The organism is Methylobacterium sp. Leaf117 (genome assembly GCF_001422985.1).
Lineage (GTDB): Bacteria > Pseudomonadota > Alphaproteobacteria > Rhizobiales > Beijerinckiaceae > Methylobacterium.
Map to the genome: position 1 here is coordinate 590,565 of NZ_LMNL01000023.1, position 21,439 is coordinate 612,003.

The window sequence follows — 21,439 nt, forward strand, 5'->3', positions numbered from 1 at the left end:
CGCCCATGCTGAGCCTCAGCTTCACGCCCCTCGTGCCCTGGCCGGTCCTGATCGGTTTCGGCATCCTGGTCGCGGTTTTCGCCGGTCTTGCGTTCCTGGCCCGCGGCCGGGTCGCGATCCTGCGGGCGCTGGCGCTCGCGCTGGTGCTGCTGGCGATCGCCAACCCCGCGCTGGTGCGCGAGGATCGCGAGCCCGTGAAGGACATCGCCGCCATCGTGGTCGACCGCTCGGGTTCGCAGGCCCTCGGTGATCGCCCGGCCATGACCGATGCGGTGCGGGCCGAATTGCAGCGCCGTTTCGGGGCACTCACCAACATCGAGCCGCGCTTCATCGAAGTGCCCGACGCCAAGGATGGCGACGAAGGCACCCGGCTGTTCACCGCCCTGTCTCAGGCTCTGGCCGATGTCCCAGCCGAACGGCTGGCCGGCGTCGTGATGCTGACGGACGGCGTCGTGCACGATATACCGGCCTCGGTGGCGGCGCTGGGCCTCAAGGGTCCCCTCCATGTCCTCGTCACCGGCCACCCGGACGAGCGCGACCGCCAGATCAAGCTGATCGAGGCGCCCCGCTTCGGCATCGTCGGGCGCGACCTCACCATCCGGGCCGAGGTGATGGAGCGCGGTGGAACCGGCAGCGCCGCCGTCACCGTGCGTCGCGACGGCGAGGAGGTCGGGCGCCGAACCTTCCCTACCGGCCAGCCCTTCTCCCTCACCATGCGGATCGAGCATGGCGGTCCGAACGTCGTGGAGATCGAGGTCGAGCCCCTGCCGGGCGAACTGACCACCATCAACAACCGCGCGGTCCTGCCCATCGAGGGCATCCGCGAGAAGCTGCGCGTACTCCTCGTCTCGGGAGAGCCGCACCAGGGCGAGCGCACCTGGCGCAACCTGCTGAAATCCGACGCCAACGTCGATCTCGTTCACTTCACCATTCTGCGGCCGCCCGAGAAGCAGGACGGCACGCCGATCTCCGAACTCTCCCTGATCGCTTTCCCGACGCGCGAGCTGTTCGTTCAGAAGATCAAGGATTTCGATCTCATCATCTTCGACCGCTACGCCAACCAGAGCGTGCTGCCTTCGGCCTATTTCGACAACATCGTCCGCTACGTCCGCGAGGGCGGGGCCCTGCTGATCGCCGCCGGTCCCGAATTCGCCTCGTCCGCCAGCCTTGCGCGCACGCGGCTGGCCGCGATCCTGCCCGGCGAGCCGAACGGGAGGGTGATCGAGCAACCCTACAAGGCGGCGCTGACGAACATCGGAAACCGCCATCCCGTGACCCGGGCCCTGCCAGGGTCGGAGGCGTCGCCGCCGGCCTGGGGCGACTGGCTCCGTATCGTCTCGACGCAGGTGAGGCCGGGCATTCAGCCGATCCTGCAGGGGCCGAACGCCCTGCCGCTGCTGGCCTTGTCGCGTGAGGATAAGGGTCGCGTCGCCCTGCTCACTTCGGACCATGCCTGGCTCTGGGCACGCGGATATCAGGAGGGTGGCCCCTATCTCGACCTGCTGCGCCGCCTCGGCCACTGGCTGATGAAGGAGCCGGCCCTGGAGGAAGAAGCCCTTCGGGCGCAGACCACGGGCCATGGTCGCGAGGTCCGCGTCGAGCGCCAGACCATGGCCGACACGGCCGAGCCCGTCACCGTCACGGGTCCGACCGGCAGCCAGCGCACCTTGACGCTGATGCAGGGCGAGCCCGGGCTGTTCTCGACCACCTTCGAGGCGACCGAACTCGGCCTCCATACCCTCCGCTCCGGCAGCCTCGTCGCTTTCGTCAGCGTCGGCCCACCGAACCCGCGCGAACTCGCCGACGTGTTCAGCGACACCGATCGCCTGAAGACCCTCGCGGAGGGCACCGGCGGCTCGATCCGCCGCATCGCCGATGCCGCCAGCGGCACGGTGGTGCCGCGCCTGCAATCCGTCCGCAGCGGCCGCCTCAGCGGCGCCGACTGGATCGGCTTCCGCCCCAGCGACAGCGCCAACATCCGCGGCGTCGAAGTCTATCCCTTGGCGCTCGGCCTCTGGGCGCTCGTCGCCCTGGCCGGCGCCGTCCTGGCGATGTGGCTGGTGGAGGGCCGGCGCGGGCGGGCGGCGTGAAACCTCACGCTGGCAGCCCCGCGAAAAACCCGGCGATCTCGGCAGCGGCCCGGTCGGGGTCCTCGCGATGGGGAAAGTGCCCCACGCCGGGCAACGGTGCGAGGTCGAGATCCGAAAAGGTCTCGCCGAGGCGGTCCGTCCAGGCATAGGGAAAGAGCGGGTCGGACTCGCCCCAGCGGACGCAGGTCGGCACCGTGATCGGGGGCAATGCGGGCGTCTCGCCCCGGATCATCGCCAGGCGGCCGGCCTGTGAACTGACGTACCAGTTGAAGCCGCCCTGGAGGTTGCCGGGGGCGAGAAAGTTGTCCGTGAAGGCCTCCAGCACAGCGTCGAAGGCGGATGGGTTGCCGCCGGCCCAGTGGCGCAGGAAGTGACCGATATAAAGCCGACAGCCTTCGCGCGAGGCGCCGACCTGCGCCGCCGCGAACGGCTTCACGTGGTAGGACTGATACCAGATTTCGGCGAGCATCCCGGGAGCCGCAAGGCGCGGACCGATGCCCGGGTAAGGGCAGTTGAAGGTGAAGAGCCCGGTCAACCGATCCGGGGCCGCCCGGGCCAGCGCCTGAACCACGGAGGCCCCGACATCGTGGCCGACGATGCCGACGCGGTCGAGGCCGAGGGCGTCGAGCAGCGCCACCACATCGGCGGCATGGACCTCCGCGCCCACCTTGTCGGATGGCAGTGGATCCGGCTTCTCGCTGGCGCCGAAACCGCGGAGATCCGGTACAATCAGTTCGAAGCGGTCTGCGAGGCGCCGCATCACCGGCTCCCAGGTCAGCCAGAATTCCGGCCAGCCATGCAACAGCACCAGCGGCCGGCCCTGGCCGAGGCGCGCGACGTGGAGCGCGATGCCGTTGGCCGTGATCGTGTCGTGCCGAATTCCGGTGTGATCCATCGCGTCGACTCCCTGCGACGCCGAAGGCCGCGTCAGACGGGTCAACGCGTCCGGAGGGCGGTGACGTTCCCCGAGACGGCCTCGGCCGCCCCCGGACGCAATGCGCGCCACAGGAAGCGCGCGGGATCGACGGGGGAGGGCGGAAGGAGGCGCCCGGGCGGGATCGGCGCGAAACCGAAGCGCCGGTAATACGGTGCGTCGCCGATGAGGATCACGAGGCCGTGGCCGGCTGCCGTCGCCGCGTCGAGACAGGCCGTCATCAGCGAGGCGCCGATACCCCGCCCCTCGAAGCTCGGATCGACGGTGAGGGGCCCCAGCACCAGGAGCGGACCGACGGCTTCGGCCGGGCCGACCCGGACCGAGCCGACGAGGTAGGTGCCCACCAGGGCGGTGAAGCACAGATCGGCCACCGGCCGCGTGCCCTCGCGCAGGCGATAGGCGGTGCGGGCGAAGCGGCCGGGGCCGAAGGCACGCGCATGAAGCCGCTCGATCGCGTCTGCGTCCCCGGGGTGCTCGTGTCGGATGACGAGAGGAAGGGTGGTCACGTCGCCCGGGCCGAGAAGTCGATGCGTGGGTCGATCCAGGTGTAGATCAGGTCGGAGAGCAGGTTCACCGCCAGCCCGAGCAGGGAAAAGATGTACAGGGTCGCGAACACCACCGGATAGTCGCGCCCGACGATCGAGGTGAAGGACAGCAGCCCGAGCCCGTCGAGGGAAAAGATCGTCTCGATCAGCAGCGATCCCGTGAAGAAGGCCGAGATGAAGGCCGCCGGGAAGCCCGCGATGACGATCAGCATGGCGTTGCGGAAGACGTGCCCGTACAGCACCCGCCGCTCGGACAGACCCTTCATCCGGGCGGTGATCACGTATTGCTTGCGGATTTCGTCGAGGAAGGAGTTCTTGGTCAGCAGGGTCGAGGTCGCGAAGGCGCCGAGCACCAGGGCGGTGAGCGGCAGCGTCATGTGCCAAGCGTAATCGACCGCTTTGCCCCACAGGCTCAAGGATTCGAAGTTCTCGCTGGTCAGGCCCCGGATCGGGAAGATCTGTACGAACGAGCCGCCGGCGAACAGAATGATCAGCGCGATGCCGAACAGGAAGCTCGGAATCGCATAGCCGATGATGACGATGGTCGAAGTCCAGAGGTCGAAGCGCGAGCCGTCGTGGACGGCCTTGCGGATCCCGAGTGGAATCGAGATCGCGTAGGAGATCAGCGTCATCCACAAGCCGAGCGAGATCGACACCGGCAGGCGTTCGCGGATGAGCTGCAGCACCGATACATCGCGAAAGTAGCTGTTGCCGAAATCGAACCGGGCGTAGTCCCAGATCATCTTGGCGAAGCGCTCGGGCGCCGGCTTATCGAAACCGAATTGCTGCTCGAGCTTCTTGATGAAGGCCGGGTCGAGCCCCTGCGCGCCGCGATAGCGGGCGCTCGCGTCGCCGCTTCCGGCACTTCGCGCCGCGCCTCCGAGATCTCCGGCCCCGCCGCTGACCCGCGACAGGCTGCCTTCGTTCTGGCCCTGCAACTGCGCCAGCACGCGTTCCACCGGCCCGCCTGGGGCGAACTGCACGATGACGAAGGTGATGAGCATGATCCCGAAGATGGTCGGGACCATCAGGGCGATGCGGCGCAGGATGTAGCCGAGCAAGGGATGATCCTCAGGTTCGGCCGATGCGCCGCGCCTTGGCGGTATCGTACCACCAGACGCCCGGCGCGCCGAGATCGTAGGTCGGCCCCTTGGCGGGCCGGCCGTAGACGTCCCACAGCGCCAGCCGGTGATCGGCCTTGTACCACATCGGCACCCAGTAGCGGCCGGAGCGCAGCACCCGGTCGAGGGCGCGCGCGGCGTGGACCATGTCGGCGCGCGAGGTCGCTTCCGTCACCCGCTCGATGAGCGCGTCGATGGCCGGGCTGGTGATGCCCGCCAGGTTGTTCGATCCCGGCGTGCCGGCGCTGCGCGATCCGTAGGCTTCGCGCAGTTCGGGACCGGGCGTCAGCCCGCTGCCGAATCGGCGGGCGGTGAGATCGAAGTCGAAATCCTTGACGCGGGCCTGATATTGCGACGGATCCACCAGCCGGATGCTGGCGCGGATGCCGATCAGACCGAGATTGCGGATGAATGGCTGCGTCACCGGCTGGAACACCGGGTCGTTGTCGAGGAACTCGATTTCCAGGGGCTTGCCGGAGGGCAGGCGGACCACTCCCCCGTCTCGGGTGCAGCCCGCCTCGCGCAGGAGCGCCACGGCGCGGCTGAGGAGGGCGCGATCCTGGCCCGAGCCGTCGGATGCGGGTGGGCTCCAGGCCTCGCCGAACACCTCGGCCGGCAGATCGCCGCGCAAGGGATCGAGGAGGGCCAGTTCCTCGGGCGCGGGCCGGCCGGTGGCCTTCAGCTCAGAGTTCTCGAAGTAGGAGACGGTGCGCAGGTAGGCGCCGTACATCAGGTTGGCATTCGACCAGTTGAAGTCGAAGCACAGGCCGATCGCCTCCCGGATGCGGGGATCGCGAAACGCCTCCCGGCGGGTGTTGATCCACCAGCCCTGCGTACCCGAGGGCCGCGCATCCGGCACCACCTCCTTGCGGACGCGGCCCTCCTGCGCGGCGGGGAAGTCGTAACCCGTGGCCCAGACCCGTGCGGTGAACTCCTCCCGGAAGGTGAAGGCACCGCCCTTGAAGGCCTCGAAGGCCACCTGACGGTCGCGAAAATACTCGTACCGGATGGCGTCGAAATTGTTCTGGCCGACATTCACCGGCAGCTCGGCGCCCCAATAGTCCTTGACCCGCTCCAGCTCGATGAAGCGGCCTGCCTCCAGGCGCCCGACCTGATAGGGACCCGAGCCGAGAGGCGGCTCCAGGGAGGAGGCCTCGAAATCGCGCTTGGCATAGTAGGCCGCCGAGAACACCGGCAGGGTGGCGACGAAGAGCGGCAGGTCGCGGCTGCGGCCTTTCGCGAAACGGAGCACGATCGTGGCGTCGTCCTCGGCGACGGCCTCGTCGAGATCGCGGATCACCTGCGCGATTTCAGGGTGGCCCTTCTCCTTGAGGAGGCGCATCGACGCCGCCACGTCGTGGGCGGTGAGGCGCGAGCCGTCGTGGAAGCGCGCCTGCGGCCGCAAGGCGAAGCGGTAGGTCAGGCCGTCCTCTGAGATCTCCACCGAGCGGGCGAGGAGGCCATAGAGCGCATCCGGCTCGTCCAGCGCCCGCACCATCAGAGAATCGAAGGTCAGGTTCATGCCGGCGGCGCCGTCACCGCGCAGGACGTAGATGTTCAGGGTGTTGAAGGTATCGGAGGCCTGGTTGCCCAGGGTGGAGGCGAGTTGCGCCGAGAACCGGCCGCCACGCGGCGCATCCGGGTTGACGTAGTCGAAGTTCGGGAAGTCGGCAGGGTATTTCAGATCGCCGAAGCTCGACAGGCCATGACTGGTGCGGACCGCTGCGCGGACCGGTGCCGGCAGCACCAGGGAAACCCCGAGGGCGCCGGCCCCCGCGACAACGGCGCGGCGGGTCGGGCAGCCGACGCTCACCGTGGTGCCCCGGTCTTCGCCGCCAGTGCCTCGTCGTACCACCACGTCGCCGGGAAGCCCGAGCTACCGTATTTCGGCAGCACCGCCGGATGGCCGAAGCGGTTCCAGCGCAGGGTGCGCGAGACGTTGGAGCCCCATTGCGGCACCACGTAATTGTGAGCCAGCAGCACCCGGTCGAGGGCATGCGTCGCCGCGAGGACACCCGGCCGATCCTTCGCGAAGATCACCTTTTCCACCAGAGCGTCGATGGCCGCGTCCTTGATGCCGATGAGGTTGCGCGAACCGGGCTTGTCGGCGGCGGCCGAGCCCCAGAACTCGCGCTGCTCGTTGCCCGGCGACAGCGATTGCGGCCAGGAACTCGTGGTGATGTCGAAGTCGAAGGCGCGCAGGCGGTTCTGGTACTGAGCCTGGTCGATCACCCGCAGGCTGCTGTTGATGCCGATCAGCTTCAGCTGCGCCGCGAACGGCAGCACGACCCGTTCGAACACGCTCTGGAATTCCAGAAACTCGACGGTAAGCGGTTCGCCGCTCTTCACGTCGGTCATGTGGCCGTTGCGCAGCTCGTATCCCGCCTGCTTCAGCAGACCGACGGCCTCGCGCAGGTTGGCCCGCACGGCTTCCGGGCTGCCGTTCACCGGGTTGGTGTAAGGGGTGGTGAAGACCGAGGCCGGGACCTTGTCCTTGACGCTCTCCAGAATCCCCAGCTCATCGCCCTGGGGGAGCCCCGAGGACGCCAGCTCCGATCCGAAATAATAGGAGTCGATGCGCTTGTAGAGGCCGAAGAACAGCGACCGGTTCATTTCCTCGAAGTTCATCGCGAGGTTGAAGGCCCGGCGCACCCGCGGATCGCTGAACTTCGCCCGGCGGGTGTTCAACACGAAGGCCTGCATGGTGCCGTTGCCGCGATCGGGGAATTCTTCCTTGATCAGGCGGCCCTCCTTCACGGCCGGGAAGGTGTCGTAGGCGGTGGCCCAATTCCGGGCGATGTTCTCGGCCCGGAAATCGAACAGGTCGCCCTTCAGAGCCTCGATCAGCACGGTGGCATCGCGAAAATACTCGTTGCGCATCGTGCCGAAGTTGTTGCGGCCGACGTTCACCGGCAGGTCCTTGCCCCAGTAATCCGCCACCCGTTCGTAGGTGGCGCTGCGCCCGGCCTCGAATTTTGCCAAGCGATAGGGGCCGGAGCCGAGGGGGATCTCCAGGGTGGTCTGAGTCGGATCGCGCGGTTTCCCCTGCGCATCCGTGCCGGTCCACCAATGCTTGGGCAGCACACGGAGCTGGCCGAGCACCTGCGGCAGTTCGCGGTTGCCCGCCTCCGAGAAGGTGAAGGTGACCTCCCGCGGGCCGGTGACAGCCGCCTTGGTCACGGTCTGATAATAGGCCGAATAGAACGGGCTGTTGGCCTTCAGGATGTCGAAGGACCAGACCACGTCATCCGGCGTGATCGGCTGGCCGTCATGCCACTTCGCCCCGTCGCGAAGGCGATACGACACCGAGGAGAGATCGTCGGCGAGGCGCACACCGTCGGCCAGGAGGCCATAGGAGGTGAACGGCTCGTCGGCCGATTCCGTCATCAGGGTATCGTAGATCTGAAGGACGCCGCCTTCCAGATCGCCCTTCAGGCCCGAGACGACGTAGTTGAAATTGTCGAAGCCGCCCTGGGCGCCAAGGCGCACGAGACCGCCCTTCGGGGCGTTCGGGTCGGCATACTCGAAATGCTTGAAATCGGGGCCGTATTTCGGCGCGCCCATCAGGGTGATCGCGGGGAGCCACTCGCCCTTTGGCGTGGCGGCCGGCGGATCGGGCTCGGCCCTGGCAGGCAGGCCCAAGGCCAGGAAGGCGAGGGCGGCGAGAAGGCGTCCGATCAGGGCTGTTCGCATCACGGGCAGGCGGTCTCCGGATTCCGGGGGCGCGGTCCCATCGCCTCACCGGCGACGGCAGGCGGGTGTTCTAGGACGGACGGGCGGCGAACGCCAAGCCGGCGCGTGCGCGCAGGAGAAGTTGGCGCGTGCGCGCAGGAGAAGCCGGCGCGTGCGCGAAGCACCCAGCGGGGGCGTGCGGCAGGACGAGCGGTGACCCTCTCGGATCGATGCGAGCACGGCGGCAAACAAAAAAGGCCGGGCGATGCCCGGCCTTCTCCCGTTTCGCAATCTGCGGGGATTACTGCTGCGCGGGCTTCTCGGCCGGAACGGTCGCGGCCGGTGCCGGCGGCGCGGCTGGGGCAGCCCCGACCGGCGTGTCGTCGGCCGGCTTCACGGAGGCGGGCGGGTTCGCCTTCTCGCCTGCGACAGTGGGCTGGGCGGCGGTCGCCGGGTTGTTGACCTCGGGCTTCTGATCTTCGGTCGGCTTCGCGCCATCGGCGGGCTTCGGCGTCTGCTCGCGACGAACCTCGGCGGCGGGCTTCGAATCCGGCGCCGGCTTGGCCTCGGCCGGCTTATCGGCCGGCTTATCCGCTGGCTTGGCTTCTGCCGGCTTGTCGCCCTCTGCCTTCGCCTCGGCAGCCGGCAATGGGGCCGGGGTGTCGGCAAGGCTGCGCAGATAGACGATCACGTCGGCCCGTTCGGTCGGCGAGGTGATGCCCGCGAAGGCCATCTTGGTGCCGGGTACGTAACCCTTCGGGTTGGCCAGGAAATGGTCGAGTTCGTCGTAGGTCCAGGTGCCGCCCTTCTCCTTCAGCGCGGCCGAATATTCGAAGCCCGGCTCATGCGCCCGCTGGCGATCGACCACGCCCCAGAGATGGGGGCCGACCTTGTTGGGGCCACCCTTCTCGAAGCTGTGGCATGAGGCGCATTTCTTGGCCGCGGCCTGGCCCTTGTCGACGGTGGCGCTGGCGAGCCGGATCGGCAGAGGCTCGACCTTCGCCTCGGGTGCCCCACCGCCGGCGGCCTTCGGCTGCGGTTCGGGGAGCGCGTAGCCAGCGTTGCCGGCAGGCTTCGGGTGATAGATCAGTTCGGCAACGAAGCCCGACCCCACGGCGAACAGCAGCGCGCCCAGCGCGGCACCCGCGACCTTGTTCAGCTCGAAAGAGTCCATTCTCGACAACTCCGGTGCGGCCGGCCTGAGGGGGAGAATTCAGGGCGAAGTCCAGCGCGTGGATGCGGCGGACTTTGGAAACGCTCGAGGGTGCTTAACTGCTGAGGCCCGACCTTGACAATGGTGGAGTCGCGCTTCGCGGAGTCGCAGAGACCTGGGTGTCGCCTCCATCCCTCACTTGTTGAGACTCGGTCGTGCGCAACGGGTTCCCGAAGCCCGTTTCCCGCATCCGGGGTTCGTGGCGAGATGATGCGCTTCGCGCCACGGCATCGCTTCGCGCCACGGCATCGCTGCGCGCCACGGCATGACATCGCGTACCGCCACTGTTAAGCACCGGGCTCATCCGGAACAGGACCTTGCACTGATGTCCGATCCCATCGTCCTCATTCCCGCGCGCATGGCCGCGACCCGCCTGCCCAACAAGCCGATGGCCGACATCGCCGGCGAGCCGATGATCGTGCATGTCTGGCGCCGGGCCGTCGAATCCGGCATCGGCCCGGTCGTGGTCGCCACCGATGCGCCGACCATCGTCGAGACCATCGAGGCCGTTGGCGGCCTCGCGGTGCTGACTCGGGCCGATCATCCCTCCGGCTCCGACCGCCTGGCGGAGGCCCTGGACATCATCGATCCGCAGGGCAACCACGATGTCGTGGTGAACGTGCAGGGCGACCTGCCGACCATCGATCCCGGGATCATCGGGGCCGCGATCCTGCCGCTGATGGACCGTACGGTAGACATCGCCACCCTCTGCGCGGTGATTACCGACGAGGCCGAGCGGCACGACCCCAACGTGGTCAAGCTGATCGGCCACACCGTCGGCACGCGCCGCTTGCGGGCGCTCTATTTCAGCCGCGCCACGGCGCCGTGGGGGGAGGGGCCGCTCTATCACCACATCGGTCTCTACGCGTATCGCCGGAAGGCCCTCGCGCGCTTCATGGCGCTGCCGCCCGGCGAGCTCGAGACCCGCGAAAAGCTGGAGCAGCTCCGCGCCCTCGAGGCCGGCATGCGAATCGATGCCATCATCGTCGACGACCTGCCGCTCGGTGTCGACACCCCCGCCGACCTGGAGCGGGCGCGCGCCATCCTGTCGGCCCGCCGCCTGAACTGACCGCACGCGAGAGACCTGCCCGCCATGCCCCACCGCACCATCTCCTACCAGGGTGAGCCCGGCGCGAATTCCCATATCATCTGCGCCCAGGCCTATCCGGACTGGACGCCGCTGCCGTGCCCGACCTTCGAGGACGCCTTCGCGGCGGTAAAGGAGGGCCGGGCGGACCGGGCGATGATCCCCATCGAGAATTCGATCGCGGGCCGTGTCGCCGACATTCACCACCTCATCCCGACCTCGGGCCTGCACATCGTGGCCGAGCACTTCCTGCCGATCCATTTTCAGCTGATGGTGCTGCCCGGGACGCCGGTCGAGACCATCCGCACCGTGCACAGCCACGTCCACGCCCTCGGACAGTGCCGGAAGATCATCCGGCGCCTCGGGGTCCGCGCCATCGTCGCCGGCGACACCGCCGGGGCGGCGCGCGAGGTGGCGGAGGCGGGCGATCGGACGCGCGGCGCCCTGGCTCCGGCCCTCGCCGCCGAGGTCTACGGCCTCGACATCCTGGAGCGCGACGTCGAGGACGAAAGCCACAACACCACCCGCTTCGTGGTGTTCTCGCCCGAGCCGGAGCCGGTCGCGGCGGAAACCGGTCCCATCGTCACGAGCTTCGTGTTCCGGGTCCGCAACATCCCGGCGGCCCTCTACAAGGCGCTCGGCGGCTTCGCCACCAACGGCGTCAACATGTCGAAGCTCGAGAGCTACATGGTCGAGGGCCAGTTCTCGGCGACGCAGTTCTATGCCGAGGTCGATGGCTATCCGGAGGAGCCGGGCCTGTCGCGCGCGCTGGCCGAACTCGCCTACTTCTCGCGCGAGGTCCGCATCATCGGGACCTATCCGGCCCATCCCTACCGCGAGGCGAGCCGGGTCGCCGCCGAGTAGCGTTCGCATCGTCGGCAGCATGATGAAGCGCTGTCCCTGCATCGCGTTCGGAAACCGCCGCGGCGCATGAGACGCGCCGCAGCGTCCGGGCTGGCAGGCCTTAAAACACCACAGGATGTCCTGCCGTCGTGCAGGATCGTGCACAACGAAGCCGTGAGGCGCCCCGCCGGAACGCGCTGCACGAGCAAACTAACGATCTAATCCCTGGTATATTGCATACAACGAATTTTGGTGCATGCTGTCCCGGTCGGAATTTCAAGAACCGATCAAGAAGGAATCCGGGATGGAACGTCAGGACCCAGCGTCCGCCAAGTGGTGGCAACTCGCCTTCGGCGTGCTGTGCATGGCGATGATCGCCAACCTCCAGTACGGCTGGACGCTCTTCGTCGACCCGATCGATGCCAAGTTTCACTGGGGTCGTACCGCGATCCAGTTCGCTTTCACGGTTTTCGTCGCTACCGAGACGTGGCTCGTGCCGGTGGAGGCCTGGTTCGTCGACCGTTATGGTCCGCGCCTCGTGGTCTGCTTCGGCGGCGTGATGATCGCGCTGTCTTGGTTCCTCAATGCCCATGCGGATTCACTCGTCGTGCTGTACGCGGCGGCCGTCATCGGCGGTATCGGGGCGGGCTCTGTCTATGGCACGTGCGTGGGCAACGCTCTCAAGTGGTTTCCCGATCGGCGCGGGCTCGCTGCCGGTGCCACGGCGGCCGGTTTCGGCGCCGGTGCGGCTGTTACCGTGATCCCCATCGCCAACATGATCCGCGACTCCGGCTACCAGGACGCCTTCCTGACCTTCGGCCTCGGCCAGGGTGCCATCGTGGTTGCTCTGTCGTTCCTCCTGCGCAAGCCGTCCCTCGCGGCGCCGGTGCAGCGCAAGACCGTCCGGTTGCCCCAGACCCGGGTCGACCGGACCCCGCGCGAGGTGGTGCGCACGCCCGTCTTCTGGCTGATGTACGCCATCTTCGTCATGGTGGCTTCGGGCGGCCTGATGGCGGCGGCGCAGATCGCTCCGATCGCCCACGACTTCAAGGTCGCGGACGTGCCCGTCAGCCTGTTCGGCCTACAGATGGCGGCGCTGACCTTCGCGATCTCCCTCGACCGCATCTTCGACGGCTTCGGACGCCCGTTCTTCGGCTTCGTCTCGGATCATCTCGGGCGCGAAAACACCATGTTCATCGCCTTCTCGATCGCCGCTCTGGCGATCGTGACCCTGCTGACCTACGGTACCCAGCCGCTCGTCTTCGTGTTCGCCACGGCGGTGTATTTCGGGGTGTTCGGGGAGATCTACTCGCTGTTCCCGGCCACCTGCGGCCACACCTTCGGATCGAAATTCGCCACCACCAATGCCGGCCTGCTCTACACCGCGAAGGGGACGGCCTCGTTCCTGGTGCCGATCGCCAGCGTGATCTCCGCCCGCTACGGCTGGTCGGCGGTGTTCGCGATCATCGTCGGTCTCAATGTGGTGGCGGCGATCCTGGCGCTGTTCGTCTTGAAGCCGCTGCGTCTGCGCTTGCTGAGCGAGGAGCCGACGTCCGTGCCGGTGGTCGCGGCCCGTCCGATCCAGGCAGCCTGAGACACGCGGGCACCCGGGTGCCGAATTCCGGAGACCCGGGCGCCCGCTCCGACGCTGCAAAGCCGCGTAGGCGGAACGCGTCATCCCGTCCGTCCAGGCGGACGAATACCGTGGATGGTTCGAGATCCGCCATGAACCGAGTTTCGTCAGGAATCGAACTACGCCATGAACATCCCGGCTTTACTGACCCTGCAGACAGTCCCATTCGCCGCCATCGTGCTGTCGGGTCGGGAAGACAGGGACCTCTTCGCCGTCGTCTATCTTGCGGTGTTCGGCCTGATCCTGACGCTGGTGGTTCTCACCGGCGATCGAGTGACCGACGCCCCGTCCTTCGCGGCTGAGATTCAAAGCCTGTCTGCCAACTGACGACCGCAGTGCGAAAAGACCGTGCCTTTCCTCATAGAGAGACTTGTGCCGGTGGCGGGCGAACCGTGCACAAGCAGCGTATCTCGTCACCCTGAGATCACGAAATGGTGCAGTGGCTGAGCCCTGTGCATGGCTGGTGTGTTGGATTTGGTATGCCACGGACAATGGTGCGGTGCCATATAGGGTCCATCGCACTCGCTCTGGGAAGCCCCCCGATGATCGCTCTTCTGGTTGTTGCCGCTATCGCCCTCAACGTCTCGCTGGTGTTCTTCGCCGCCGACGCTCTGACGCCGAAGAACGGCCCGCTGTCGAAGTCCGGCCGATTCATCGCCAGCAACGAGAATGCCGCAACTGCGATCCGTCTCGCCGCCTGACGTGCGGGGGATCGTCGTTCCCCTGTTTCTCTGAAGCCCTTGATTGGAAACCCGCCCGGCATGGCCGCGGCGGGTTTTTGCGTATCGCTATTCGCGCTTGATGACCCCGTCGACCACGAGATCGGACCAGAAGCCCGGCCGGAACGAACGCGTGAGCGCCTCCGGATCGTAGGCCGTCTCGACCCAGGTCAGGAAGTCGAGGCCCTTCGTCTCGCCCTCGCGGCGGTAGAGCGTGAAGAAGGCATCGAGAATGCCGGTCTTGGCGAAGCGGAAATGGCCGTAGCGTGCGGAGAGCTGGCCCATCGCCTCCGCCACCGGCAGGTTCTCGTGCAGGATGAGGTAGAGGGCGGCGCCGAGGCCGGCGCGGTCCGCACCGGACTTGCAGTGCATGATCGCCGGGTACTCGACAGTGTCGAAGAAGGCTTTCGCGGCCAGAATGGTCTCCCGCGACGGCGCCTCCCGAGAGCGCAGGACGAATTCGACCAGGGTCAGGCCCTGGCGCTCGCACGCCTCGCGCTGGAGCGGCCACGAACCGTGCTCGCGCCCGCCCCGCAGCGAAATCACCGTGCGGACGCCCTGGCGCTTGAACCAAGCCAACTGGTGCGGGCTCGGCTGGGCCGAGCGCCACAGCTTGCCCTGTCCGATCCGGTGCCGGTTCAGATAGGCGAGGCGGAACACGCCGTGGTCCACCAGCAGCATGTTCGCCCAGGCCTTGGCGCGCGACACCGGGCCGGCAATCGGGCGCTCGAAGCGCGCGATCCGCGCCATGCGCCGGGCGTAGCGGGTCTCGTACGAAAGGAAGCGGTTCAACACGGGGGCGGCGGGACCGAAGAGGCGGGGAGGGTGGGGAGGTGCGAGGCGGCTGATCTACCAGCGCGCGACCGCCGCGGCAAACGAGCGGTGGATCGCGGGGGCGAATCGGCATCGACCTTGCGAGGCCCGAGCCCGCCTTGTCTTCGCCCGGATCGTCGGCTCCGATGCGAGATCGACACCGATGCAAACCGTCTTTCGTCTCTTCGAGCGCGGAGACCCGTCATGCGTACGAGCACCATTAGCATCCGCCGCGCCCGCCCGGCCGACGTCGACCTTCTGGCGGACCTGTTCGACGAGACCTGGCGCGAGGCCTATCGCGGCATCATCCCGGGTGTCGCACTGGAGCGGATGATCTCGCAACGCAGCTCGCAATGGTGGCTTGGAGCTACCCAGCGCAGCCGACCGCTGGTCGTGGTCGAGCGGGAGAACGCGCTGGTGGCCTACGCGGTCTATGGACCGGCCCGCGGCCGAACCCTTCAGGCCCCCGGAGAGATCGACGAACTCTACGTGCGCCCGTCCTACCAGGGCCTCGGACTCGGCCGGCGCCTGTTCCGGGCCGTGTCCAACGACCTCGCCGACCATGGCCTCGCCCGGGTCGGGGTCTGGGCCCTGGAGGAGAACGACCGCGCCCGGACGTTCTACAGCGGGCTCGGCGGTGCCGAGATCGCCCGCGCCGTCGACCGAATGGCCGGAACGGTTCTGCCCAAAATCGGTTTCCGCTTCACCTGAACCGGCGGGATGCCCCGTCGCGACCGGTCGGCATCCGTTCCCCGGACCGGACCGGACCGGACCGGACCGTCGGGTAGGGAGCGGGGCTGCGGATGAGCGTGACGCCGGCGGATTGGGACAGGCGCGTCACGGCGCTGAGCGAGAAACTGCCGGACCGGGCGCGTCGCGCGGTGGATTGGCTGCGTGAGCCGTCTCGGTTCTGGATCCGTCTCGGCGCCGCCATCCTGTTCATCCTCGGCGGGATCTTCTCGATCCTGCCGGTCCTGGGTCTGTGGATGTTGCCGCTGGGACTTGCGCTTCTGAGCCAGGACGTCCCGGCCCTCAAGGTGCCCCTGGAGCATGCCGCGCGCTGGCTGGAGCGCACCTGGGCGCGGCTGGCGGCATGGTGGCGGCGGCGCTTCGGATCGTCGGACCGGCCCTGAGGCCGGGCCCGACAATTTCGTGCAAACGTTGTGAGGCCTCGGGGAGGTGCGATTTCCTTCGCGGCGGAAGGGCTTTATGAGACGCCGCAACGGGGCTGGAATGCCCGCGCTTCCGGGAGCTAATAAATGATCATCGATGCGGTCTCGATCGGGAAAAACCCGCCGGACGACGTGAACGTCATCATCGAAGTGCCGATCGGTGGCGACCCGATCAAGTACGAGATGGACAAGGAAGCCGGCGCCCTCGTGGTCGACCGCTTTCTCTATACGGCGATGCACTACCCGGGCAATTACGGCTTCATCCCGCACACCCTCTCGGGCGACGGCGATCCGTGCGACGTGCTGGTGGCCAATACCCGTGCCATCGCACCCGGCGCGATCATCAGCGCCCGCCCGATCGGCGTGCTGGTGATGGAGGACAATTCCGGCGAGGACGAGAAAATCATCGCGGTGCCGTCGCGCCATCTGACCATGCGCTACGACCGCATCGAAGATTACACCGACCTGCCCGACATCACGATCCACCAGATCCAGCACTTCTTCGAGCACTACAAGGATCTCGAGCCCGGCAAGTGGGTGAAGATCAAGCGCTGGGGCGGCAAGGACGAGGCTCACCGTTTGATCCTCGAAGGCATCGAGCGCGAGAAGGCCAGCAAGGCCGCCAAGGGCAAGTAAAGTCGAGGACGGAGAGGCCAAGCCGGTCTTCCCGGCTGACGGGTCGGCAACGCGGCGATCTTCCCGAAACCGGGAGGGTCGCCGTTTCGCTGTGTCAGAGGGCCTCGCCGCGCAGCAGGCGCGGCTGCGTCCCCCGCGCCGCGGCGGCCTCGCCGATGAACAGCCGCTTCAACCCCGGCAGCCGGTCGACCAGGCCGAGGCCGAGGTCGCGCGCCAGGCGCAGGGGCAGCAGGTCATTCGAGAACAGGCGGTTCAGCCCGTCCGTCACCGCCCCCATGGCCAGGGTGTCGAAGCGGCGCGCCCGCTCATAGCGCTTCAGCACGTCCGGGCTCCCGGGGTCGAGGCCGAGGCGGAGGGCGTCGGTCATCGCCTCGGCCAGCGCAGCCGCGCCGGCGAGGCCGAGGTTCAAGCCTTGTCCGGCGATGGGGTGGATGACGTGGGCGGCATCGCCGAGAAGCGCCAGGCGCTCGCCCCGGAAGCTGCGGGCGAGGCCGAAGGCGAGGGGATGCGCGCTCGGTCCCCGCTCCAGCGCCAACCGCCCCAGATTGAGCCCGAAGCGACGCTCGATCTCGGCCAGGGTCTCTTCCGGGCCGCCTCCGGTCAGGGCCGGCACATCGGCCGCGCGCTCGGTCCAGACGATGGAGGAGCGATGCCCGAGCGTGCCGCCATCCACCAGCGGCAGGATCGCGAAGGGACCGCTCGGCAGGAAATGCTCGTAGGCCCGACCCTCGTGAGCGCGCTCATGGCCGATGGTGGCGACGAGCCCCATCTGTGGATAGGACCAGCCCACCCAGCCGATCTTGGCTGCCTCGCGCAGGCGCGAGCGCGCACCGTCGGCAGCCACCAGGAGCGAGGCGTCGCGCGAACGGCCGTCGCTGAGCGACAGGCGGATGCGAGCGCCGTCCGGGACGGCCTCGACGATGCCGACGGGTTCGAGGACCACGCCCGCGGCCGCGGCTGCCTCCAGCAGGGCCGCCACCAACGGCTCGGCCTCTACCATGTGGGCGAAGGGCGCGCCGGCCTCAGCATCCTGCGCGAAGGTCAGGAACACCGGGCGGACCGGGTCGGACAGGCGGCTGTCGCTCACCACCATATCGTGGATCGGCTGCGCGGACCGGCTGGCGATGTCCCAGATTCCCAGGCGCTCGAACATGCGCCGCCCGCCAGCGGCGACCGCATAGGCCCGACCGGCATGTCGGGCGGCGCCGGCGCCGAGGCCGGGATCGTATACGGTGACCGACACGGCGGGGCCGTTGGCGCGCGCAAGCGCCAGGGCGAGCGTCAGGCCGGGAATGCCGGCTCCGGCGATCACCACGCTGCGCTGGTCCGCACGCTTCCTCGTTTCGACCGTGCCTGCCTGGATCATGCCTGCCTGGATCATGCCCGCCTCGAATTCGCCCGCGCCGCCCATGGCAACTCCCGACATCCTCGCTGCCCGGAGTGCCACTCCTCGGTGCCGGGGGCAACGCACGAGGCCGACCTTCAGCCCGGACCTTATCGCCGCTGCGGCGGGCCTCGCCCGGTGGTCGGTTCAGCCCACCGCGTCGCGTCCAGGATGCATCGGGGCACCTTGCCAGCGCGATCGTTCACATGTGAAGGGTCGGCCATGATCCTCGGGGGCGATCTCCCCAACAGGATCACGCGGGCGACCAGGGAAGCGGCATGGCAGGCATCGTCACCGAACTCCTCGACATCCTCGACCTGAAGCGCCTGGAGCCCGATCTCTATCGGGGCGAGAGCCTGCAGACCGGCTGGTTCCGGGTCTTCGGTGGGCAGGTCGTGGCCCAGGCCCTCGTCGCGGCCTCGCGCACGGTGCCGGAGACCCGGCCGCCGCACTCGCTGCACGCCTATTTCCTCCTGGGCGGTGACCCGAAGGCGCCCATCGACTACGCGGTCGAGCGCATCCGTGACGGCCGCAGCTTCGCCACGCGGCGGGTCGTGGCGCACCAGCACGGGTGCGCGATCTTCGCCATGTCGGTGTCCTATCACGACGCCGAGGAGGGTGCCGCCCACCAGGCCACCATGCCCGATGTTCCGCCCCCGGAGGATGTCCCCGAGGCGCCGGCCGTCACGGCCGAGGCCACGCGCGAGGGCCTGACCATCCCGGCCCCCATCCTCTCGTATTTCGGACGCCGGCGGCCGATCGAATTGCGACCCGTCGAGATCGAGCGCTACCTGCGCCGGTCACCCCGCGAGCCGCGCTTCCATGTCTGGATGCGCGCGGTCGACCGCCTGCCCGATGATCCGGCGATCCATCGCACCGTCCTCGCCTATGCGTCAGACATGACGCTTCTCGACGCAACCCTGATCCCGCACGGGCAGACGGTGTTCGATCCTGAGATTCAGTCGGCAAGCCTCGACCACGCCCTGTGGTTTCATCGGCCGTTCCGGGCTGACGACTGGCTTCTCTACGCCCAGGACAGCCCCAGCGCCGAGGGGGCCCGTGGTTTCGCCCGCGGTCAGATCTTCACCCGAGACGGCACGCTGATCGCCTCGGTGGCCCAGGAAGGTATGATCCGGCCGCGCCGCGCCGAGGGTTGAGGCACCTTTAGACCTGGTTCTTTGCCTCTGTTCTGCTGGCTATGCCCATTCTGTGAACGCTATGCCTAATTTGCGGGCAAACTTGGCCGTAAAAACGCCGCGTCCTAAATCAGCCGGCGGACACTTCTTGGGCAGATCGAGGCTCAGCGAAAAAGTTCCTCTGGCATAGTCCTTGAATATGGGTGGGCGAGCGCATGGGTCGGGAACGGCCCCTGCGTACCGGCGGGGTCGATCGTGTCGCGACGCGTGCGTGCGCCGGCTCGTGGCCTCCAGTCATGCAGGTTTGCACTCGCGCAAGGTCGCACTCGCGCAAGTTCCCATCCGCGAAATCCACTCGTAGCCAAAGGGGCGTCGCCCATGAAAATCGTGATGGCCATCATCAAGCCGTTCAAGCTGGAGGAGGTGCGCGACGCTCTGACCGGCATCGGCGTTCACGGCCTGACCGTGACCGAGGTGAAGGGCTACGGCCGTCAGAAAGGCCACACCGAGATCTATCGCGGGGCCGAGTATGCGGTGAGCTTCCTGCCCAAGCTGAAGATCGAGGTCGCGGTCGCCTCCGACCTGACCGGCAGCGTCATCGATGCGATCGCGGCGGCCGCCCGCACGGGCCAGATCGGCGACGGCAAGATCTTCGTCGTCCCCTTGGAGAAGGCGGTCCGCATCCGCACCGGCGAGACCGACGTCGACGCTCTCTGAGCGACGCTCGCCGAGGCGACGCCATACCCGGACGGTTCCGTCCGCCAGCCCCTGACACAACCCTTCACATCAGCATCGCACCGCGATCGGGAGTCTCGTTTCCATGAAGCTTCGCAATGCCCTGGCGCTCGGGCTGGGAGGCGCCGCGCTGGCCCTCCTGTTCATCGAGCCATCCCTCGCGCAGACCCCGACGACGGAGGCGATGACCGCTGCCGCCACCGCTGCGCCCGTCCCGAACAAGGGCGACACGGCCTGGATGCTCATCTCCAGCGCCCTGGTGCTGCTGATGGTCGTGCCCGGTCTGGCCCTGTTCTACGGCGGTCTCGTGCGCACCAAGAACATGCTCTCGGTGCTGACGCAGGTCTTCGCCATCGCCTGCATCTCCAGCCTCCTCTTCGTGATCTTCGGCTACAGCCTCGCCTTCACCAACGGCGGCGGCCTGAACGATTTCGTCGGCGGTCTGTCCAAGGCCTTCCTGAAGGGCATCGACGCGAACTCCACCGTCGCCACCTTCTCGAACGGCGTCGTGATCCCCGAATACGTCTACATCTGCTTCCAGATGACGTTCGCGATGATCACCCCGGCCCTCATCGTCGGCGCCTTCGCCGAGCGGATGAAGTTCTCCGCGCTGGTCGTGTTCATGATCCTCTGGACCACGCTGATCTACTTCCCGATGGCCCATATGGTCTGGTACTGGGGCGGCCCGGATGCGGTCGGCAACGCCGCCAAGGCACTGGCCGCCGCCACCGATGACGCCTCGAAGGCCACGGCTCAGGCCGCCCTCGACGCCGTGAACGCCGATGCCGGCCTGCTGTTCAAGTGGGGCGCCCTCGACTTCGCCGGCGGCACCGTGGTGCACATCAACGCCGGTATCGCTGGCTTCGTCGGCTGCCTCATGCTCGGCAAGCGCATTGGCTACGGCCGTGACCTGCTCGCCCCGCACTCCCTGACCATGACCTCGATCGGCGCCTCGCTGCTCTGGGTCGGCTGGTTCGGCTTCAATGCCGGCTCCAACCTCGAGTCCAACGGCACCGCCGCCATGGCGATGCTGAACACCTTCGTGGCCACGGCCGCCGCCGCCCTGTCCTGGCTGTTCGTCGAGTGGATGCTGAAGGGCAAGCCGTCGCTCCTCGGCATGCTCTCGGGCGCCATCGCGGGTCTCGTCGCCGTCACGCCGGCCGCCGGTTTCGCCGGCCCGATGGGCTCGATCGTCCTCGGCCTCGTCGCCGGCGCGGTCTGCTTCATCATGTGCTCCACGGTGAAGAACGCGCTCGGCTACGACGACTCGCTCGACGTCTTTGGCGTCCACTGCATCGGTGGCATCCTCGGCGCCATCGCGACCGGTATCCTGGTGAACACCGAGTTCGGCGGCGTCGGTCTGCCGGACTACACCTCCAAGCCCGGTGAACTCGCCGTCGGCGCCTACGAGACCGGCGCCGCCGTGATGAGCCAGGTCAAGGCCGTCGGCTTCACCATCCTGTGGTCCGGTATCGGCTCCGCCATCCTGTACAAGCTCGTCGATCTCACCATCGGCCTGCGCGTCACGCAGGACGAGGAGCGTGAAGGCCTCGACATCGCCGATCACGGCGAGCGCGCCTACAACTACTAGGATCGCGGGCGCTTCAGCCCACGGTTCGGAAGGCCCCGGTCCTCGCGACCGGGGCCTTTTTTGTCTTGGCCGGCGCGGCAGGACGGACGGGCAGGCCACGGGGCCGATCCGACAC

The 21,439-nt window shown here is 67.9% G+C and carries 20 protein-coding genes; 12 read left to right on the plus strand and 8 right to left on the minus strand.

Features of this window, described 5'->3' with window-relative positions; all coding sequences use genetic code 11:
- Positions 1-5 precede the first annotated feature (5 nt).
- The gene (locus ASF57_RS14190; protein WP_056179795.1) at positions 6-2,090 is read left to right on the plus strand and encodes a hypothetical protein; all 2,085 of its coding nucleotides are present in this window, start codon (positions 6-8) and stop codon (positions 2,088-2,090) included.
- A 4-nt stretch (positions 2,091-2,094) separates the two neighbouring features.
- Here the strand turns inward: ASF57_RS14190 and ASF57_RS14195 are convergent, their stop codons facing one another.
- From ASF57_RS14195 to ASF57_RS24810, 6 genes are all read right to left on the minus strand, one after another.
- On the minus strand, positions 2,095-2,985 hold the full coding sequence (locus tag ASF57_RS14195; protein WP_056179798.1) for an alpha/beta hydrolase: 891 nt from the start codon (positions 2,983-2,985) through the stop codon (positions 2,095-2,097).
- Positions 2,986-3,026: 41 nt separating this feature from the next.
- Positions 3,027-3,530 carry an N-acetyltransferase gene (locus tag ASF57_RS14200; RefSeq protein WP_056484360.1) on the minus strand — a complete coding sequence of 168 codons (504 nt, stop codon included), beginning with the start codon at positions 3,528-3,530 and terminating at the stop codon, positions 3,027-3,029.
- The gene (locus ASF57_RS14205; protein WP_056484367.1) at positions 3,527-4,630 is read right to left on the minus strand and encodes a microcin C ABC transporter permease YejB; all 1,104 of its coding nucleotides are present in this window, start codon (positions 4,628-4,630) and stop codon (positions 3,527-3,529) included. The genes ASF57_RS14200 and ASF57_RS14205 overlap by 4 nt, the downstream gene beginning before the upstream one ends.
- Positions 4,631-4,640: 10 nt before the next feature.
- Positions 4,641-6,503: an extracellular solute-binding protein gene (locus ASF57_RS14210; RefSeq protein WP_056484369.1), complete on the minus strand. Its 1,863-nt coding sequence runs from the start codon at positions 6,501-6,503 to the stop codon at positions 4,641-4,643.
- Complete coding sequence (locus tag ASF57_RS14215) at positions 6,500-8,383, minus strand: extracellular solute-binding protein (RefSeq protein WP_056484371.1); 1,884 nt, start codon at positions 8,381-8,383, stop codon at positions 6,500-6,502. Before ASF57_RS14215 ends, ASF57_RS14210 begins: the two co-directional genes overlap by 4 nt.
- Before the next feature lie 280 nt (positions 8,384-8,663).
- On the minus strand, positions 8,664-9,536 hold the full coding sequence (locus ASF57_RS24810) for a cytochrome c family protein (protein ID WP_082503949.1): 873 nt from the start codon (positions 9,534-9,536) through the stop codon (positions 8,664-8,666).
- Positions 9,537-9,900: 364 nt separating this feature from the next.
- Between ASF57_RS24810 and ASF57_RS14225 the strand changes: the two genes are divergently transcribed.
- From ASF57_RS14225 to ASF57_RS26445, 5 genes are all read left to right on the plus strand, one after another.
- On the plus strand, positions 9,901-10,644 hold the full coding sequence (locus ASF57_RS14225; RefSeq protein WP_056484374.1) for a 3-deoxy-manno-octulosonate cytidylyltransferase: 744 nt from the start codon (positions 9,901-9,903) through the stop codon (positions 10,642-10,644).
- A 24-nt stretch (positions 10,645-10,668) separates the two neighbouring features.
- Complete coding sequence (locus ASF57_RS14230) at positions 10,669-11,526, plus strand: prephenate dehydratase (protein ID WP_056484381.1); 858 nt, start codon at positions 10,669-10,671, stop codon at positions 11,524-11,526.
- 283 nt (positions 11,527-11,809) lie between these two features.
- A complete protein-coding gene (oxlT, locus tag ASF57_RS14235; RefSeq protein WP_056484603.1) occupies positions 11,810-13,099 on the plus strand; it encodes an oxalate/formate MFS antiporter in 1,290 nt (429 codons plus the stop codon).
- A gap of 165 nt (positions 13,100-13,264) precedes the next feature.
- On the plus strand, positions 13,265-13,465 hold the full coding sequence (locus tag ASF57_RS14240; protein WP_056179819.1) for a hypothetical protein: 201 nt from the start codon (positions 13,265-13,267) through the stop codon (positions 13,463-13,465).
- 215 nt (positions 13,466-13,680) lie between these two features.
- Positions 13,681-13,839, plus strand: a complete 159-nt coding sequence (locus tag ASF57_RS26445) for a hypothetical protein (RefSeq protein WP_200935864.1) — start codon at positions 13,681-13,683, stop codon at positions 13,837-13,839.
- A gap of 87 nt (positions 13,840-13,926) precedes the next feature.
- Here ASF57_RS26445 and ASF57_RS14245 read toward each other — a convergent pair whose 3' ends face one another.
- Positions 13,927-14,652, minus strand: coding sequence for a tyrosine-protein phosphatase (locus ASF57_RS14245; RefSeq protein ID WP_056484388.1), 726 nt, complete (start codon positions 14,650-14,652; stop codon positions 13,927-13,929).
- A 222-nt stretch (positions 14,653-14,874) separates the two neighbouring features.
- Between ASF57_RS14245 and ASF57_RS14250 the strand changes: the two genes are divergently transcribed.
- From ASF57_RS14250 to ppa, 3 genes are all read left to right on the plus strand, one after another.
- Positions 14,875-15,381: a GNAT family N-acetyltransferase gene (locus ASF57_RS14250; RefSeq protein WP_056179825.1), complete on the plus strand. Its 507-nt coding sequence runs from the start codon at positions 14,875-14,877 to the stop codon at positions 15,379-15,381.
- A 92-nt stretch (positions 15,382-15,473) separates the two neighbouring features.
- Entirely contained in the window at positions 15,474-15,803 is a 330-nt protein-coding gene (locus tag ASF57_RS14255) for a hypothetical protein (protein ID WP_056179828.1), read from the plus strand.
- 126 nt (positions 15,804-15,929) lie between these two features.
- On the plus strand, positions 15,930-16,478 hold the full coding sequence (ppa, locus tag ASF57_RS14260; protein ID WP_056179832.1) for an inorganic diphosphatase: 549 nt from the start codon (positions 15,930-15,932) through the stop codon (positions 16,476-16,478).
- Positions 16,479-16,572: 94 nt separating this feature from the next.
- Here ppa and ASF57_RS14265 read toward each other — a convergent pair whose 3' ends face one another.
- A complete protein-coding gene (locus tag ASF57_RS14265; protein WP_056484606.1) occupies positions 16,573-17,844 on the minus strand; it encodes an FAD-dependent monooxygenase in 1,272 nt (423 codons plus the stop codon).
- Positions 17,845-18,140: 296 nt separating this feature from the next.
- Between ASF57_RS14265 and tesB the strand changes: the two genes are divergently transcribed.
- From tesB to ASF57_RS14280, 3 genes are all read left to right on the plus strand, one after another.
- Entirely contained in the window at positions 18,141-19,019 is an 879-nt protein-coding gene (gene tesB / locus ASF57_RS14270; protein WP_056484391.1) for an acyl-CoA thioesterase II, read from the plus strand.
- Positions 19,020-19,376: 357 nt separating this feature from the next.
- Positions 19,377-19,715: a P-II family nitrogen regulator gene (locus ASF57_RS14275; protein ID WP_056179837.1), complete on the plus strand. Its 339-nt coding sequence runs from the start codon at positions 19,377-19,379 to the stop codon at positions 19,713-19,715.
- Positions 19,716-19,818: 103 nt separating this feature from the next.
- Positions 19,819-21,324, plus strand: coding sequence for an ammonium transporter (locus tag ASF57_RS14280; protein ID WP_056179840.1), 1,506 nt, complete (start codon positions 19,819-19,821; stop codon positions 21,322-21,324).
- Positions 21,325-21,439 lie beyond the last annotated feature (115 nt).

Excerpts from the sequence above, each read along its gene's own strand:
- ASF57_RS14190 (WP_056179795.1), top strand. The coding sequence starts at position 6 with ATGCTGAGCCTCAGCTTCACGCCCCTCGTGCCCTGGCCGGTCCTGATC.
- ASF57_RS14195 (WP_056179798.1), bottom strand. The coding sequence starts at position 2,985 with ATGGATCACACCGGAATTCGGCACGACACGATCACGGCCAACGGCATC.
- ASF57_RS14215 (WP_056484371.1), bottom strand. The coding sequence starts at position 8,383 with ATGCGAACAGCCCTGATCGGACGCCTTCTCGCCGCCCTCGCCTTCCTG.
- ASF57_RS24810 (WP_082503949.1), bottom strand. The coding sequence starts at position 9,536 with ATGGACTCTTTCGAGCTGAACAAGGTCGCGGGTGCCGCGCTGGGCGCG.
- ASF57_RS14225 (WP_056484374.1), top strand. The coding sequence starts at position 9,901 with ATGTCCGATCCCATCGTCCTCATTCCCGCGCGCATGGCCGCGACCCGC.
- ASF57_RS14230 (WP_056484381.1), top strand. The coding sequence starts at position 10,669 with ATGCCCCACCGCACCATCTCCTACCAGGGTGAGCCCGGCGCGAATTCC.
- oxlT (WP_056484603.1), top strand. The coding sequence starts at position 11,810 with ATGGAACGTCAGGACCCAGCGTCCGCCAAGTGGTGGCAACTCGCCTTC.
- ASF57_RS14240 (WP_056179819.1), top strand. The coding sequence starts at position 13,265 with ATGAACATCCCGGCTTTACTGACCCTGCAGACAGTCCCATTCGCCGCC.
- ASF57_RS26445 (WP_200935864.1), top strand. The coding sequence starts at position 13,681 with ATGATCGCTCTTCTGGTTGTTGCCGCTATCGCCCTCAACGTCTCGCTG.
- ASF57_RS14250 (WP_056179825.1), top strand. The coding sequence starts at position 14,875 with ATGCGTACGAGCACCATTAGCATCCGCCGCGCCCGCCCGGCCGACGTC.
- ASF57_RS14255 (WP_056179828.1), top strand. The coding sequence starts at position 15,474 with ATGAGCGTGACGCCGGCGGATTGGGACAGGCGCGTCACGGCGCTGAGC.
- ppa (WP_056179832.1), top strand. The coding sequence starts at position 15,930 with ATGATCATCGATGCGGTCTCGATCGGGAAAAACCCGCCGGACGACGTG.
- ASF57_RS14265 (WP_056484606.1), bottom strand. The coding sequence starts at position 17,844 with ATGATCCAGGCAGGCACGGTCGAAACGAGGAAGCGTGCGGACCAGCGC.
- tesB (WP_056484391.1), top strand. The coding sequence starts at position 18,141 with ATGGCAGGCATCGTCACCGAACTCCTCGACATCCTCGACCTGAAGCGC.
- ASF57_RS14275 (WP_056179837.1), top strand. The coding sequence starts at position 19,377 with ATGAAAATCGTGATGGCCATCATCAAGCCGTTCAAGCTGGAGGAGGTG.
- ASF57_RS14280 (WP_056179840.1), top strand. The coding sequence starts at position 19,819 with ATGAAGCTTCGCAATGCCCTGGCGCTCGGGCTGGGAGGCGCCGCGCTG.